The following is a 16846-nucleotide window of genomic DNA, read 5'->3' as shown; positions in this document are numbered from 1 at the left end:
AATGCAATTAACTTAATGAACCGCCAAGTACCGAACGGTATGCTTGGTGGTGTGAGAGGACGGTAGATAAAATAATTATCTACCTCCTACTCGATACCATAGGAAAGTTTCACTTTCCATCGGCATAAGTGCAACTAAGGCTTCTGCCGGCGCAAAAAAGCTTGGCACAAGCCAAGTTTTCTTTATATAATAGGAGGTAGAAAAGAGGTGGTAAAAGGTGAAGCAGAAGCAACTAAAAACTATTATTGCGTTGTGTGCAGTAGTACTGTTAGTAATGACAGCGGGTTGTACCCAGCGGGAGATAAAAGAAAATCAGGTTTACGTAGTAGGGGATGTGGGTTACGGATCTAAAACAGAAGAGTTTAAAGATGAACTGCATACGGAAGGTAGAATTCCTTTTCAGGTGTATCAGGGAGTAGATTATGGTCAGTACAGTGAAGAGGGCTGGATTCTTATAACCGTATCTCCTGACCGCCAGGTGGTATTCTTTGCTGAGGCCATCAAGCCGCTGGAGCATGAGGGGAAGGTTCTCTTGGGTAATGATAGTCTAAAGGTGCGCTTGTTTGCAGTAGACAGAGAAAGTGAGGAGCAGTGGGTAGTAACGGAAGAAATGCCCTTTGTCTCTAGGGTTCAGTGGAATGGAGAGGGAAACCGGGTAGCCTTTGGTGGTGACAACAGATTGACTATTTATGATTTAGAACAGAGGCGTCTTTTGATGGATGAAAAACTAGCAAATGAACAAGTAACTTTTTTTTCCTGGGCACCTGGCGACGAAAACAAGATTTACTCGGAGCAGCCTAATTTGGTAAATGGAAGTATCTATTATATAAACTCACAGAAAAAAGTTGAAGCTTATGATACTAGAGAGTCTATTTATTACAAGGGAAAATTAGATAATAACTACTATTACGGTACTAAGTGGGACTTGGTAGAGGATAGCCTCAAGACGGTGATTGCCGACAAACAGGGTAACCTGATAAAGGTATTAGGGAGTGGAGTTTTTCGAGATAGCTATAAGAAAGGAATTGTGATGGTGGGGGAGTGGGGTTTTGGACTTCATTACAAGCCAGATGTGGATGAAGCCCAAAATACAGTAAAGCTTACTGATGAGTACGTATACGATGTAAAATTTGTTGATAAAGGAAAAATTGCCTACACAGTAAAATCACCTGGTGTTAACAACAGTTTTTACTTGCACATAGCAGATCAACGGGGGCGGGAACTTAATAAATTTGAAGTTTCAGGAGCTGAAATAGCTCTAACTCCTGATGGTGCTTTGGGCTATATTGGCGGATATGACGGGGAGGTAGTTAACTTCTCAGAAGTGAAAATTACAGATGAAAATTGGCATCAACAGACCTTTCTAATTGACGAGTTTGAGAATGAAATTATATCCACTCTTAGAGGAGCTGGCTATATTATCAGTCAATATGAGCTGATAGGTCATGAAAACTGGAAACTGCTGGATGAATATTTTACAGACACAGATTCCCCTGAGCAGTGGGGAAAGTATGATATGAGAAGTCGCTTTAGTCAGGGGGAGACAAAGAAATACGGGAAAGCAATAAAAAAGTTTCAGGCTCAAGTTATATTAAAAGAGCTTATTACAAGGGAGCTTGATTGGCAAACCAGGGTAGCATCTGCAGTAATAAATGTTAGTGGAGAAAATAATGCTGGGGATAGTATGGATGTGGATTATGCCATAGAGTTAGTTCGTGAAGATCAAGGCTGGAAGGTAACTGGATTTAGCACTTTTCCCCACTGGGAGCAGCGGGAAGAGGTTGAAAAAGCTGTATCTGAAGCAGTAGAATATTATCGGGGAGAGTTAGGTGAAGGTCCTGTTCAATTGGGGCAAATTCAATTTATCAGGTCCGGGATTATGAACTGGGCCTCCAATGTAGAGCGAGCCGATTTATGTCAGGTATATCTTTTGACTGAAGATGAAGGGGCATATAAGCTGACTCTACAAAAAACTCCTTCTGCCAGATGGCTTCCTCTTGAACTTGAGAAAGTGGGGTACGCAAAGCCTTGAGCTGAGCGTACCCCTTTTGTATGTCTTTAATTTGCAGTATGATGTTTGCCCTGTAGATTTTCTTCTTGTGTTTTTAAGTGATCTAAGTAGCGTTTAGTCTCAGCGCAAACCACTCCTGATAGAGCTAACACAGCGATTAAGTTTGGAATTGCCATCAGTCCGTTAACTATATCTGCAAGCTGCCAAATAAGATCTAACTCTAAGAAGGCACCTGTTGCCACTAAGCCAATAAAAATGTATCTGTAGAAAGGGATACCCTTTACCCCGAAAAGGTACTCGCAACATCTTTCTCCATAGTAATTCCAACCTAAAATAGTAGTAAAGGCAAATAGAGCTAAACCAATAGTCATAATATAAGTTCCTATTACTGGGAAGGCAGTATTGATAGCTTCTTGGGTTAATGCTGCTCCATTTGCATCCCCTTGCCACACTCCTGTTACCACTAGAGCCAAACCGGTTAGGGTGCAGACAATGATTGTATCAAAGAAGGTACCAGTCATAGAAATAAGTCCTTGCTCGGCTGGCCACTTTGTTTTGGCTGCAGCAGCCGCAATAGGTGCACTACCCAAGCCTGATTCATTTGAGAAAACCCCTCGGGCAAATCCATTTCGCAATGCCATCATAACAGTAGCTCCCAAAAAGCCTCCAGTAGCAGCTGTACCAGTAAAGGCACTGGTGAGTACAGTGTTAATAGCTTGAGGAACTTGTTCGGAATGATACAGCAATGTACCAGCACAAATCATAATGTATAGCACTGCCATAAAGGGAACAACTTTTGTAGTTACTTGTGCAATACGCTTAATTCCACCAATGGTCACTAGTGCTACTAATGAGGTCAAAACTACTGCCGTTGCCATTGGCGGGATGTTAAAGGATAATTCCCCTGCAGAAACGATAGCGTTTACCTGGGGGAAAGTACCAATGCCGAAAAAGGCCACTAAAACACCACTTATGGCAAACATAATTGCCAGTGGCTTATAACGTTCTCCCATTCCCTTTTCAATATAATACATAGGTCCCCCGGACATTTGCCCTTTGGCATCTACCTGTCTATATTTTACTGCCAGCAGACACTCAGCATATTTTGTAGCCATACCGAAAAATGCTGCTAGCCACATCCAAAATAGTGCTCCTGGACCGCCTGCCTTGATAGCGGTTGCCACACCTACGATGTTTCCCGTACCGATTGTAGCTGCCATAGCGGTACAAAGGGCACCGAAACTAGTCACATCTCCTTTGCCATTGTTCTTAGCTGTAAAAATGAGCTTAATTGCCAATGGAAGTCTGAAAACCTGTAATAGCTTTAGCCTGATGGTAAGCCAGATACCTGTACCCACCAATAAAAGTAACAGCGGGGGGCCCCATACTATACCATCAATTTTGTTTAGTAGTTCGAAAAAATCCATAATGTGTTGCATCTCCTTTTATGTCAGTAATTTAGTTATTATAAGAGAATATTATATGGACAAATGTCTCCACTGACAAGACATTTATAAAAACAAGTAATTTTAAGAAAGTTGAAAAAGCAGAGAGTCCAATTTATAGCTATGCTAAAAAAATTGCACCGTAGGCTACAGCGCTTAATACTACAAAAGCAGGGTGAATTTTGATTTTCTCTAGTAATAAGTAACTACCTATAACCAAAATTGCCGAATGGACAACGCCAATATAGTTGTATGAGGAAAAAAAGAATTCGTAAGCTAATATTCCCAACAAGATACCAATTGCAGGTCGGACTAAATTGGTCATGTTTTTCATGCGCGGAGAATCTTTAAACTTGTATAAAATGCCCATTAAAAAGATCATGGCGGCCAAGGATGGTAGAACTGTAGCAAGAACGGCGATAATTGCGCCAACTAAACCTCCGATTTCATAACCCACATATCCAGCCATCTTAGTTGCGATTGGACCCGGCAATGAGTTGCCTAATGCAAGCAGCTCGCCAAACTCTTCCATAGACAACCAACCATAGTTAGTAACAACTTCGTTTTGGATCAATGGAATTATCGCAGGTCCGCCTCCATAACCTACAATATTTGGAATAAAAAAAGCTAAAAATAATTGCCAATATAATATCATTCTTATCAATCCTTTCCTGGAACACTAAAAAAGCCGTATAAGAGCAATGCACCAACAATAAAAGCAGGATGGACATTTAAAAACTGAAAAAAGAATAAGCTTAAACAGCCAATAACTATGGTTTTAAACCAACCCAGACCGACTTTAGATTGCTTAATAAAAGAATAAGTAAGACTAAAGAGCATCACTCCTACCACAGGTGTTATGGCCTGCAGCATGCCATTTACTCTTGGCAAATCGCGGTAGAGTGCAATATAACTTGTTAACCCAATCATTAGAAGGACTGTTGGCAAAACACTTGCAATAAGAGCATTAATCAGTCCTAATAGCCCTGCCATTTTATAACCTATGTAACCAGACATTTTTGTTATTATTGGGCCTGGCAAGGTGTTGCCAATGGCTAAAATATTACTAAACTCCTCATCAGTCATCCACTTATACTTTTCAACGGCCTCTTTGTGGACCAAAGGGATTGAAGCAGGCCCTCCGCCATAACCTAACATTCCTGCCCGTAAGAAACCTAAGAATAGTTCCTTATGAATTTTAGGATTAAAGTTCATCTGTTACCACACCTCCTAACAAATGCCTAATTTCTATTTGATTATAATATGGAGGAATTTAATTTACAAATGTAATGTTCTATGTAGACTTTTTCACATGAGACTCTTTTTTTTGCCTTGTAGCCATAAAAAAAGAAAAAGCATATTGACATTAAAAGAGAATAGAACTTATAATTAGACTGACTGACCAGCCGGTCAGTTTCATGTAAAGGAATTATAAATTAATATATTAACTTATAGGAGGCAATGAGTAGTGAAGAAGGTAACAATTTTAGTGATGTGTGTATTAATTTTAATATTATTTACAGCATGTGGTTCTGAGGAAGAAGTAGTTACTGAAGAAGTAGAAAACATAGTTGTTGCCACCCAAGCGGTGGAGCAACAAGATATTGACAAGAGGGTTCAGATTACAGGGAATTTAGCTGGGAGCCAGAATGCCAATATAGTACCTAAAGCAGCTGGACAGGTGCTGGAAATACCAGTTCAGGTTGGGCAACAGGTGAATAGGGGCGATGTTCTCATGCGTTTAGATGATGAGGATATGGCCTTAGCTTTAGCATCAGCTCGGGCAGGCTTAGCAACTGCAGAAGCTAACTTGGCCTCTGCTGAGGCTGGGGTTAGAGAAGAGGAATTAACTCAAGTTAGGGCAGCCTATGAAGATGCAAAGAGAATATATGAGAGAATGGAGCGACTTTATGAGGAAGAAGCTATTTCCCTACGGCAACTAGAAGAAGCAGAGCTAGGTTTGCTTCAGGCAGAAACTAATTTGGAGATGGCCGAAAAAGGGGCTAGAGAAGAAGACTTAGAAGCTGCGAGAGCTCAGGTTGAGCAGACTAGAGCAGAAGTGAACCGAGCTGAAAGTGCGCTGAGAAACGCAGTAATTACTGCGCCTATAGCTGGTAGGGTGGCATCCATTTCAGTAGAGGTTGGTGAAATGGCTGGTTCAGGTGGTCCTGTTATGCGATTGGTCAGTGTGGACAGTGTAGAGGTAGAGGTGAATCTGCCTGAGAGTTATGTTAACAATATAAAGCAAGGGGATGAAGTACAGGTTGAGGTTGCTGCAGCTAGCAGTGAACCACTTATTGGTGTAGTTAAATATGTGAGTCCGGCGGCAGATTTGCAAACTAGACAGTTTCCAATAAAGGTTAGCATCGAGAACTCTGAAGGTGTTCTAAGACCGGGAATGTTTGCCTCTTTAAATTTTGCAACAGAGCGACAAGAGGATGCCTTGGTTGTACCTAAGGAAGCTGTAGTTAATAACAATGGGCAGCAAGTAGTTTATGTGGTGGAGGAAGACCAAGTTCATGAGCGCACAATAACTACAGGGGTTGAAAGTGCAAATATGATTCAAGTTCTTACAGGAGTAGAACTTGGTGAAGAGATAGTTGTGAAGGGGCAGCACCGTTTGGGACACGGATCCTCTGTTAAGGTTGTAAATGGGGGAGATAATAAATGAAGCTTTCTAGATTAGCAGTAGATAGGCCAGTGGCCACGGCCATGTTCTTTTTGATTGTGGTGCTCTTGGGAACTGTTTCTATGAGCAGGTTAGCCTTAGACCTTTATCCTGATTTGGAATTGCCTGTGGCGGCTGTAGTTACAGATTACGAAGGGGCAGGCCCGGTAGAGGTTGAACAACTGGTGACTAGGCCCATGGAGGAAATGCTGGGATCAGTAGAAAATGTGGATAGCATAAATTCACAAACATCCGCAGGAAATTCTATGATTATGGTTATGTTCAATTGGGGTACCGATATGGATACCGCATCCCTGAACATGCGAGAGCGGTTGGATATGCTATCAGGCTTTTTGCCTGATGATGCAGGGTCACCTATGGTCTTTCAGATGGACCCCACTTTGATGCCCATAATGATGTTAAGTATGGGGGGAGAATTGGATCAGGCTCAGCTCAGGAGGCTAGCTGATGATGAAATTAAAAACAGACTGGAGCGGGTGCCTGGGGTGGCTCAGGTTAATGTTTATGGAGGTTTGGAACGGGAAATACAAGTGGTAGTTGACGAACTAAAGTTAAACAATTATGGATTAAATTCAAGTCAAATTGCCCAAGCACTCCAGTCGGAAAATATAAATATGTCTGCCGGTCAGGTGCAAGACGGGCAACGGGAATTTTTGCTGAGAACTCTAGGTGAATACAAGTCAATATCCGAAATTGAAAATACAATTATTCAATCTTCACAAGGACATCCAATATATCTGCGAGATGTAGCGCAGGTAGTAGATGGATACAAAGAGCAGAGGACTTTTAATAGGCTAAATGGAGAGCCAAGTCTCAGTATTGATATCCAAAAGCAAAGTGATGCCAATACAGTTATAGTGGCAGACAATGTGCACCGGGAAATTGAGCGATTGCAGCGAGATTTGCCTGGGAACGTGGAATTTGGGGTAATGTTTGACCAGTCTACCTATATTAAAGAATCGATTAATACTGTGGCAACAAACGCAATTATTGGTGGCTTTTTTGCAATTTTTATCTTATACATGTTTTTGCGCAATATGAGAAGTACCATGATTATTGCTACGGCAATTCCCATTTCGGTGCTGGCCACTTTTGGTCTGATATACTTTGCAGATCAGACTCTTAATCTCTTGACAATGGGTGGCTTAGCCTTGGGTGTAGGGATGATGATCGATAGCTCCATTGTACTGCTGGAAAACATATACCGGCACCGGCAAGAGGGTTATTCGAAAATTGAGGCAGCTAAGCAAGGTGCTTCTGAGGTGGGCATGGCAGTTTTAGCGTCTACTATGACAACTATAGTGGTATTCTTGCCCATTGTATTTGTGCAAGGATTTGCATCCCAGCTCTTTAGGCCTATGGCCTATGTGGTGTCCTTTTCACTGTTCTCCTCACTAATTGTAGCCATAGGGTTAGTACCTATGCTGTCATCTAAGTATATGAGGCTTAAGAGCAGTGAGAAAAGTGGCCCATCTCATGGTAAGCGCATAGAGGCCTTGAGTAACAGATATCAAAGGGTATTAAAGGTGGCTTTGAGGCGAAGAAAAACTGTGGTGGGAATTGTGTTTGCTCTACTAATAGCTACTTTTGCTTTAGTTCCCTTTGTGGGAGCTGAGTTTTTGCCGGCTATGGATGCAGGTGAAATGGAAGTTAGAGCTGACCTTGATATAGGGACTGTTTTAGATGAAACAGATGAACTGGCAAGACAATTAGAAGAAGTGGTTTTTGCCATACCGGAAGTGAAAACTGTATTTACTTCAGTTGGCTCCGGAGGGGACTTTTTTGGTACTGGTTCTAGACCTGAAAGAACTACCTTGAACATTCAACTAGTAGGCGTAACGGAGCGAAGTAGGTCGACGGCCCAAGTTGTAGAACAGGTGCGAGGAGAGTTGGCCCATATTCCTGGAGCAGAAATTACTGTGCGAGAGATAGACCCCAATACGGAAGGAATGGGTGGAGGTAGCCCCATTGGTATTGAAGTGCAAGGGGATGAGCTATCTGTCTTAGAGCAGATTACCGATGATATAGCAGAGCGAATAGCCGTTGTGGAAGGGGTACGAGAAGTCTCTACTAGTTTTGAAACTACCAGGCCCGAGGTGCACTTTGTAATTGATCGTCAGCGGGCAGCTAGCTACGGAATCTCAGCGGGTCAAATTGCCCAAGCAGTGCGCAGTGGCGTACAGGGGCAGACTGCTACTCAACTTCGCATGGGTGGAGAAGAGATAGATGTGCGAGTTATGTTTGAAGAAGGTGTGAAAAAGGATTTAAGCAGAGTTGAAAACCTGCTAATTCCCTCCCCTTCAGGGGCAATGGTACCAGTAAGGGAATTGGCGAAAGTAGAGGTGGCTGAAGGTCCAATCTCAATTAGGCGCTCAGACAATGTGAGAATAGCAACTGTATCTGCGGATATTTTTGAGCGGGACTTGGGTAGTATCATGAGAGATGTTCGAGAAGTAAACAGTGACTTAGACGTACCAGCAGGCTATACAGTAGAGTATGGTGGTCAAGACGCAGAGATGATGGAAGCTTTTGCGGATTTAGTATTGGCATTGCTTCTGGCAATAGTCTTAGTGTATATGGTCATGGCATCCCAGTTTGAATCATTGATCCATCCATTTATCATTATGTTTGCCATGCCAACTACCTTTATCGGGATTGTGGTGAGTTTGTTTATCACTGGTAGGGCCCTGAGTGTACCAGCTTTTATCGGAGTGATATTACTGGCGGGAATTGTGGTTAACAACGCTATTGTATTGGTGGATTACATTAATACTCTGCGCAAGCGGGGCATGGAAAGAGATGCAGCGGTAATGCAGGCAGGGAAGACCAGGTTGCGTCCGATTTTGATGACAGCTAGTACTACTATCTTGGCACTGTTTCCTTTAGCTATCGGTATTGGCGAGGGCGCAGAGGCACAAGCGCCTATGGCCACAGTGGTAGTGGGAGGATTGGCTTTTTCAACATTGATTACCCTAGTGTTGATACCAGTTATGTACACATTATTGGATGATGCATCTATCAAAGTGAAGGGATGGTTTAATAGAGGCAAGAAAAGCAAGGCTGAAGTAGAGGGAGTAACAAAATAGCTAAAATAAGGGGGATTGAAATGAAGAAATTGCGCGGAAAAGCAACTGCAAAAATTGGAGCGCTGCTATTAGCAGCAGTGCTCCTCACAGGCACAGTCTTTGCTCAAACAGGAGAAGCAGAAGGAGAAACCCAGGTACTGCCTTTGACCTTAAAAGAGGCTCAGGAGATATCCCTAGAAAATCACCCTAGGATGGAATTGGCGGAAGTAGGAGTGGAGAAGGCTAGAATGGGAGTGCGGCAGGCAAAGAGTGCAAAAGACAGTCTTGCTGATGCGGAGAGAAAAGACTACAGCATGGTGCTTCAGGAGAGGACAGTAGTACCAATGGCTGAATCTGGTTTAAAGATAGCAGAACACAGTTATAAAATTCAGGAGCAGGGACTTAAACTGGAAGTGGAAAGGGCTTATTACGATTACTTGGCTGCAGAGGAGCAGTTAAAAAATGAAAAGCAACATTTGGAGCGAGCTGAAAAGCAACTGAGGCACGCTAAGGCTAGCTTTGAAGCGGGTATGGTGGCCAAGAACGATGTGCTGGGAGCGGAAACTCAGGTTGCTCAGGCAAGGGCAGGATTGATGACAGCTGAAGATGAAGTGGAAAAAGCCAGAATGGAATTTGCTAAAACGTTAGGTATGTCTTTGGACAGTCAGTTTGAGTTAGTGGATCGATTTCAGTTTGAGAGATGGGAAACTGACATCCAAGCAGCAGTAGAAGCAGCTAAAGAAAAAAGCACAGAAGTACTTATGGCTAGGGAGAACTTAAAAAATAAAAAGCTAGAATTTGATGTGGCTACCAGCTATTGGACGCCAAATGTTTTCACATACCGCGAGGCTGAATACAGCTATAAAGAAGCAAAAATTGAGTTGGAAGATTTGTTAGCTGATGTGGAGGTCAATATTCGAAGTAGTTATATGGGAATAAACACATTAGCAGAACAATACCAGGTGTTGACTAAAGCTAAGGAACACACTGCTGAAAGCCTGCGCTTAGCCCAATTGCGCTATGAAGCAGGAATGGCCACCAGTGCTGATGTACTCAGCGCACAAATCGAATTAAATGAAATGGAAAAGCAGGTTACAGATGTGCTGTACAACTACAATACGGCTGTGGCTGGTTTCAAACTGGAAACAGGACTAGAGCTTTAATGGGGTGCCACAATGGTAGAAAATATTAAAGGTAAGAGGGAATTAATTCTAGAAGCAGCCATAAAGATTTATGCACAAAAAGGATTTCAACAGTCAAAAATAGAAGATATTGCCCAAGAGGCTAATGTGGGCAAGGGTACTGTGTACGAATACTTTGGCAGCAAAAAGGAATTATTTGAGGAAATGATAAAGCAATCTATTGAACACTATTCTTCCAGTGTTGAAAGTCAGGTTAGGTGTGCCTCGAATAGTGAAGAAAGCCTGAAATTGGCTGTTAAAGGGCACATCGAGTTCTGTCTAGAATATCGAGATATGGCCCAAGTGTTTTTTCACGATCACAGCTGGGTGGACAGTGAGTTTACTAAATGGCTTATGGAAATGTGGGAAAAGAAGATGGTGTCTATCAAAGCCATTTTAGAAGAGGGAATTGAAAAGGGCGAATTTGTACCTATGGATACCAAGCTAGTAGCTACAGCATTCTTGGGAATGATGGAGGGAATATGTAGTCCCATGATTTTAGAGTCAGAAGAAGTGATACCGGCGCACATGGCTGAAGACATAGTAGCTTTGATGTTAAGTGGAATTGGAACAAAAAAAGCCCGGCATTAGGAGATGCTGGGCTTTTCCAAAAATGGAAGGAGTGTTAGAATGTCTGAAAAAAATTATCTGGATGCTCTAACTAAAGCCCAACAGGAATTTGCTACAGGAGACCCTTTGACCATGGCTGACTGTAGTGGAGCTACATATGAACAAACAGAAACGGGCAAGGGTTATTTTAAGTTGAGGTACCTGAACAGAGATTATCGGGTGGACTATCCCAGTGGGGAAGTGAGTTTTTTCCACCATGGTTCGGAGAGGCAAGAAGTGCGTCCGCAGGAAGCGGAACAGCAGAAGACGGGCTGTGCTAGGCCTATACCTCAGATTGAGGAGCCCGACTACTCGGGAGACACAATTTTAATCAGCGACAAAACTCTAATGCTCATGTACTTAAAGCAGGCAAGTGGCCTTCCGCCTAGGGAGCAATTAATTAATTTTCTTCAACTGCCAGAGGGAGGGCATCATCATGTTCCCTTTATCGTGGATGCTATTAATCCCATGGTGGAGTTTTACGATCAGCGGAGGAAGCTATTTTATGAGGCTGTGGCAAAGCTAGATGGGGAAATAAATGAGCTAGGAGACTTCGGCGCCACTATTCAAGTATTCCCCAAGATCCCTCTAGCCATGATGGTTTGGGAGGGGGATGAGGAATTTCCGGCTAAGGGAAATGTGCTATTTGATGAGACAGTCTCCAGCTACCTGGATACGGCTGGGGCATATGTTATGGGAATTAATGCGGCTAGGAGGCTGGTGGCAGTGGGTCAAAAACTGGCTCAAGAGAGCCAGTAAAAAACAGGGGGTTTTGACAGGATGATTGACAAGATTAGGAGCAAATTTGTAGCAAAGACATTTTCTATGTTATTGCTGGTGCTACTACTTTCAGCATCAATGGCAGTGGCTGGTGAAAATGTATCCATAGAAGAAGTTAAAAAGCACTTAGAAAAGCACTACGTGGAACCAGTTGACTTTTCCAATGAGCAGTTAGAAAACTTAGAGGATATCTGGGAACTACTAGACGATCCCTATACCAATTATTTTACTCCAGTAGAGTTTGAGGATTATATGGAGCGAATAGAAGGTCACTTTGGCGGTGTGGGAATTCAGGTTGAGAGTGTGGATGGATATACAACTGTGGTGGCACCGCTGAGAGGGACGCCGGCCTTTGATGCAGATATCGAACCTAGGGATAGGATTATTGCAGTGGATGAAATAGATGTAGTAAATGTGCCCTTGGAACAGGTTACCGATATTATCAGAGGAGAGCCGGGAACAGAGGTTATTCTGACTATTATGCGGGGAGAGGATGTATTTGAAGTTTCCCTGATAAGAGAAAAAATTGTAATGGATAGCGTAGTACATGAGTTGCTTGACCACAATGTTGGGTATATAGGCATCCAAACCTTTGGTGAGCGAACATATTTAGAAGTGAGCAGAGCCTTATTGGATTTGGAAAACCAGGGAGCAGAAGCCCTTATTATAGACTTGCGGTACAATGGAGGAGGACTTTTGCATACGGCAGTGGGAATATCTGAGTTGCTAGTTCCCCGAGCGCCAATTGTGCATATTGTGGACAGACAGGGAAAGGAACAGTCTATTACCACTAGTGGCAGTGGTATTGATAAGCCAGTGGCAGTGCTAATTAACCAGGGAAGCGCCAGTGCCTCAGAGATACTGGCTGCTGCCATAAGAGAAAACCAAGTGGGAACACTAGTGGGAACAGAGAGCTTTGGCAAGGCATCAGTTCAGTCCATGAGGAACTTATCTGATGGTGGCGTCTTAAAGCTCACTACGGCCTACTACTTGACCCCAGATAAAAATATGATTCACGGTGAGGGTTTGAAGCCAGATATTTATATAGAGGACTGGGAGATGCAAGTTGAAGCAGCTTTAGCTCACCTGCGCAGTGAGTTAGAACATCCAGAAGTGGGTGATGGAATAATACTATCTGCTAACAGTGATAGATCTTTTATTGAGGGTGGTCGCACCTATGCTCAAGTGAGATTTATCAGTGAAAACTTAGGATTTGGAGTTGACTGGGACCAGACAACGAAAAGCGTTTTTGTAACTGGGGGAGAAAAGCAATTGGTTATGGGCCCTGATGATGAGCAAGGTATTATCATCAAGGGTGGGCGTTCCTACCTTCCTTTGAGGTACTTAGTGGAGGCTCTAGGTGGCACAATTCACTGGAATGATGCCAATGGGAATGTAGAAATATATAAATAAGAAATTTTTTCTGGGAAATGGGAATAAAAAATAATTAAGCGGACAGAATACTTAGTGAAAGGGCGATGCTCTCCTGTTGAGGAGTTGGTTACTTCTCAAATAGCTTAACCAGCGAAGAGGGGCGTTGCCCTTTCTTTTTTTAAAAAAATGTAAAGGATGAATTCACTCATCCTATCCTTCATCCTCCTTTGGAGTATCTGTAGATACCCTGCTATCAATCCACTGAAGAGTATAAGCAAGTGCTAAGCCCCATAAGCCCGAGCTGATGAAATTTTTCATTTCAATCACTTCCTTTCATCAGATAATCTTCCCATTAGAGAAAAACCACATTCGTTTAAGTAAAAATATATATTTTACTAATATTGGTTTAACAGGACAAACCTCACTAGCTGTCGAAATATAAAAGTATAATATTTTGATAGAAGGTGGGGGTTCCTTTGTATGAGGTTCTTGTTTTACATAGAAAAAAGTTAGTGTATGTAATAGCAGTGACTTTATTAATATTGGCTTTAGGGATTGGAGAAGCCCGCGGGTATGAGGATTTATCAGAGCACTGGGCTGAGCAGGATATATACAGACTTACCAGTAGGGGTATTGTAGAGGGATTTCCTCAGGGTGACTTTCAGCCCGATGGTGAGCTTACTAGAGCCCAGCTAACTAAGATGTTAATACAAGCCTTAAATAGGGGTTATCATGCCGTAGATTTAGAAGGTGTTAGTAGTAGCTTTGATGATGTGCCTAGTAACCATTGGGCTAGTGGCTATATGGAGGCTGCTTTGGAATTGGGCTTAGTGGAAGGCTATGATGATGGTACCTTTAGACCAAACCAAAATGTGACCAGGGCGGAAATGATAGTTATGGCTGTAAGAGGCCTGGAGCAAGTTGCTGGACATTCCTTTGAGGGAGAGAGATACCAGGGACTTATGTGTAGCTTTTCCGATAGTGCCGATATACCTAGTTGGGCATCTAGAGAATTAAATATAGCGGTTAAAATTGGGCTTTTCTCAGAGTGGGTTGAAGCTGAAATGGAGCCAAACTGGCCTGCCACTAGGGCAGAAACAGCCAGTTCAGTTCAACGCTTATTAGAGGTGGATAATAGAAAACATCAGTTTTATGGGGAAATTGTGGGAGGAGATCCAACTAACCAGTTGTTGATGGTAAAGATAGCTGGACGGGAGGAAAACCTACCGGTGGCATCTGAACTAAAAGCATATCATGGCAATAAGTTAATTGATTGGTGGAACATGTTGCCGGGACAATGGATTTACTTTAATGTTAATAGAGAGGGAAAAGTGTCATACATGGATTTATCCCAGAATACGCTGCAGGACAATCTGCGCTTTGAGGTTATTGATGGTGTGGCTAACCAATATGGAGATGAGCACCATGGAGAATTAAAAGTGATGGCAGGATTAGAGGACAAAGAAATAGAGCCTTATGTGGATGAGATTGAACACCATTCAGGGGTTATTCCCACTGCATCTGATATCAAGGCAGATGCATTTAGAGCAAAAACCGAAGCTACTGGTGAGGGAACTGTAGTAGCGGTGGTAGATACAGGTATAGATCCAGGTCATCCAGACTTACAAAAGACTAGTGGCGGTTCCAGGAAAGTGCTAGACGTTGTAGACTTTACCACAGAAGGCATAGTTGAGACGGTAAATAAAGCAGAAATCAGTAACCAAGGGCTAAAGATCAGTGGTGATAGGGAGTACGACGCCCAAACTATTAGTAGCAAAAGCGGCCAAGTTCACTACGGCTATTTAGAACGCCCCTTTTATACTGGCTTAAATAGCACATTGGTGGTACTTGCCGACGCTGAGCGGGAGGGACACTACGATACTGTATACTTAGATATAACTGGGAAAGGCGATTTTGTGAAATTGAAACCCTTTCACATAAATGGTGACGTGGCATCTTTTCAACGCAGGCCAGGTGAGGAATTCAACTTAGCATTGTCGCAAGTGGACTCTAGAGGAGGCTGGGTCCAATTCAGTTATGATGGCCACGGGCATGGAACCCATGTGGCGGGTATCTTAGCTGGGAACGGTGAATTGACCGGAGTAGCACCTGGAACTCAGTTAATAGTGGTTAAAGCTGTTGAAAGTGACGGGAAGGGCGACTGGGAAAATATTCTCCAGGCAGTTAAGTATGCAGCTGAGCGAGCAGATGTGGTAAACTTGAGTTTAGGGTACTATGACGAAACAGGCGAAGCCCAACAGGAATTTACTCGGGTTATGGAAGAGTTAGCTCGAGAGCGGGGAACAGTTTTCGTAACGGCCAGTGGCAATGAAGGTCCAGGCCTGGGCACCCTAACTACCCCCGGCAATGTGGATACGGGTATAACTGTAGGTGCTTATATATCACCAGAGGTTTGGCGCAATACCTTTGGCTGGAGTGTGGACAAACCCTCCCTTTGGGCTTTCAGCTCTACTGGCCCCAAACCCAATGGGTCCTTAGCACCTATGATTTTAGCTCCGGGAAGTGTGGTCTCTGCTGCGCCCTTGTGGACAGGCAGCAAATACTTTTTAGACGAGGGCACTAGCATGGCAGTACCCCATGTGGCAGGAGCAATAGCCCTATTAGCTGATGCCAGCAACAATAGGGAAATGGAAGTTTCCTATGATGAGATTAAAGATGTCCTGCTGGCAGGAGCAGATGAGTTAGAGCACTTGGCCCTAGTGGAACAGGGCAGGGGTACACTGAATCTTTTAAATTCATGGGAACTTTTACAGGGGGGATATACGTCTGAAGAGAGAAAGTGGGATGTAAATGGAGTTTACGCCCGTCAGTACCTGCCAAGGGAAATAATGTTTACCTTTGAGAACAAGCTAGGAACAGAACAAAAATTAGATTTGTCATCAGATGGGACCATTATTTCTCCACAGCTTGAGAAATTTCGCTTGCCAGCTAATGGTCAGCGGCGAATTATAGCTGACGTTAGCATTCCAGAGCGAGCAGGGTTACACTCCTTTAGCTACAATGGAATTCCGGTAACTGTGATTAACCCAATCAAATTAGATAGAGATAATGAGTATAGCCATACTCTGCAGGGAAGTGCTCCTGCAGGGCAGCATCAGCGCTACTATTTTAATGTGGGAGCTGATGCAGAAGATTTCAGGTTAGCTTTACGAGTGCTTAGAGATGATGCAGGTGAGCACAAGGGACGGGGGCGATTACACGTCTTTGATCCTCAGGGAAAGTATTATGATTTAACTCCATATACTGGAGTTAGCGGGGAGTTAGAAAATGGAGTGGAAGATGGAGTAGAAGAGTTAAACATTCCCAACCCTGATTCCGGTGTATGGGAGGTAATTGTCTACAGTTCTCCTGCACTTAGTAGCCATGGAAGATACACAGAGACAGATTACAGTCTCACAGCGTCTACTGAATTAGGTTCAAGTAATGGGGAAAGTCATAATAGTGGTAGCGCTAAAACCGATCTAATTATAGGTAGCCAACCGGTCTCATTGCGGCCAGGGCAGAAGCTAGAGCTCGGCCTAGAGGTGAGAGAGCGGGATAACTTAAAACCATATAATGGTACATTGATAATTGGAAGCAGGAGTTATGTGGTAGTAGATGGATATGCAAAAGTAGAAATAACTCCTTCAAGCTTTAGGGACATATTGGAGATAGAGACTAGATAATGGAGT

11 protein-coding genes are annotated in these 16846 nt (G+C 43.1%); 8 read left to right on the top strand and 3 right to left on the bottom strand.

Translation table 11 applies throughout. The features are described from left to right. The first annotated feature begins 217 nt into the window (after positions 1 to 217). Positions 218 to 2032 carry a hypothetical protein gene (locus tag GGQ84_RS03420; RefSeq protein ID WP_429159181.1) on the top strand — a complete coding sequence of 605 codons (1815 nt, stop codon included), beginning with the start codon at positions 218 to 220 and terminating at the stop codon, positions 2030 to 2032. A gap of 26 nt (positions 2033 to 2058) precedes the next feature. Here GGQ84_RS03420 and GGQ84_RS03415 read toward each other — a convergent pair whose 3' ends face one another. The 3 genes from GGQ84_RS03415 to GGQ84_RS03405 all read right to left on the bottom strand — a co-directional run bounded on the left by GGQ84_RS03415 (position 2059) and on the right by GGQ84_RS03405 (position 4671). Beyond that, positions 2059 to 3438, bottom strand: coding sequence for an alanine/glycine:cation symporter family protein (locus GGQ84_RS03415; RefSeq protein WP_429159179.1), 1380 nt, complete (start codon positions 3436 to 3438; stop codon positions 2059 to 2061). A 139-nt stretch (positions 3439 to 3577) separates the two neighbouring features. Next, the gene (locus GGQ84_RS03410; RefSeq protein WP_429159188.1) at positions 3578 to 4108 is read right to left on the bottom strand and encodes a chromate transporter; all 531 of its coding nucleotides are present in this window, start codon (positions 4106 to 4108) and stop codon (positions 3578 to 3580) included. A gap of 8 nt (positions 4109 to 4116) precedes the next feature. Further along, the gene (locus tag GGQ84_RS03405) at positions 4117 to 4671 is read right to left on the bottom strand and encodes a chromate transporter (protein ID WP_429159176.1); all 555 of its coding nucleotides are present in this window, start codon (positions 4669 to 4671) and stop codon (positions 4117 to 4119) included. A 253-nt stretch (positions 4672 to 4924) separates the two neighbouring features. On the opposite strand from GGQ84_RS03405, the gene GGQ84_RS03400 reads away from it, so the two are divergent. The 7 genes from GGQ84_RS03400 to GGQ84_RS03370 all read left to right on the top strand — a co-directional run bounded on the left by GGQ84_RS03400 (position 4925) and on the right by GGQ84_RS03370 (position 16840). Then, entirely contained in the window at positions 4925 to 6127 is a 1203-nt protein-coding gene (locus tag GGQ84_RS03400) for an efflux RND transporter periplasmic adaptor subunit (RefSeq protein ID WP_429159174.1), read from the top strand. Next, positions 6124 to 9231, top strand: coding sequence for an efflux RND transporter permease subunit (locus tag GGQ84_RS03395; protein WP_429159172.1), 3108 nt, complete (start codon positions 6124 to 6126; stop codon positions 9229 to 9231). The genes GGQ84_RS03400 and GGQ84_RS03395 overlap by 4 nt, the downstream gene beginning before the upstream one ends. A 20-nt stretch (positions 9232 to 9251) precedes the next feature. Then, entirely contained in the window at positions 9252 to 10373 is a 1122-nt protein-coding gene (locus GGQ84_RS03390) for a TolC family protein (protein ID WP_429159171.1), read from the top strand. Positions 10374 to 10385: 12 nt separating this feature from the next. Next, entirely contained in the window at positions 10386 to 10982 is a 597-nt protein-coding gene (locus GGQ84_RS03385) for a TetR/AcrR family transcriptional regulator (RefSeq protein WP_429159168.1), read from the top strand. Between the two features lie 39 nt (positions 10983 to 11021). Continuing rightward, entirely contained in the window at positions 11022 to 11759 is a 738-nt protein-coding gene (locus tag GGQ84_RS03380) for a DUF3786 domain-containing protein (protein ID WP_429159166.1), read from the top strand. Positions 11760 to 11780: 21 nt separating this feature from the next. Beyond that, entirely contained in the window at positions 11781 to 13193 is a 1413-nt protein-coding gene (locus GGQ84_RS03375) for a S41 family peptidase (RefSeq protein WP_429159164.1), read from the top strand. A gap of 437 nt (positions 13194 to 13630) precedes the next feature. Then, positions 13631 to 16840 carry a S8 family serine peptidase gene (locus tag GGQ84_RS03370; RefSeq protein ID WP_429159161.1) on the top strand — a complete coding sequence of 1070 codons (3210 nt, stop codon included), beginning with the start codon at positions 13631 to 13633 and terminating at the stop codon, positions 16838 to 16840. The last annotated feature ends 6 nt before the right edge of the window (positions 16841 to 16846 follow it).

The organism is Desulfitispora alkaliphila (assembly GCF_050433185.1).
GTDB classification, from domain to species: Bacteria; Bacillota; Desulfitisporia; order Desulfitisporales; family Desulfitisporaceae; genus Desulfitispora; species Desulfitispora alkaliphila.
This window is presented reverse-complemented; position numbering and strand designations above follow the sequence as displayed.

Excerpts from the sequence above, each read along its gene's own strand:
- GGQ84_RS03405 (WP_429159176.1), bottom strand. The coding sequence starts at position 4,671 with ATGAACTTTAATCCTAAAATTCATAAGGAACTATTCTTAGGTTTCTTA.
- GGQ84_RS03375 (WP_429159164.1), top strand. The coding sequence starts at position 11,781 with ATGATTGACAAGATTAGGAGCAAATTTGTAGCAAAGACATTTTCTATG.
- GGQ84_RS03390 (WP_429159171.1), top strand. The coding sequence starts at position 9,252 with ATGAAGAAATTGCGCGGAAAAGCAACTGCAAAAATTGGAGCGCTGCTA.
- GGQ84_RS03385 (WP_429159168.1), top strand. The coding sequence starts at position 10,386 with ATGGTAGAAAATATTAAAGGTAAGAGGGAATTAATTCTAGAAGCAGCC.
- GGQ84_RS03415 (WP_429159179.1), bottom strand. The coding sequence starts at position 3,438 with ATGGATTTTTTCGAACTACTAAACAAAATTGATGGTATAGTATGGGGC.
- GGQ84_RS03380 (WP_429159166.1), top strand. The coding sequence starts at position 11,022 with ATGTCTGAAAAAAATTATCTGGATGCTCTAACTAAAGCCCAACAGGAA.
- GGQ84_RS03395 (WP_429159172.1), top strand. The coding sequence starts at position 6,124 with ATGAAGCTTTCTAGATTAGCAGTAGATAGGCCAGTGGCCACGGCCATG.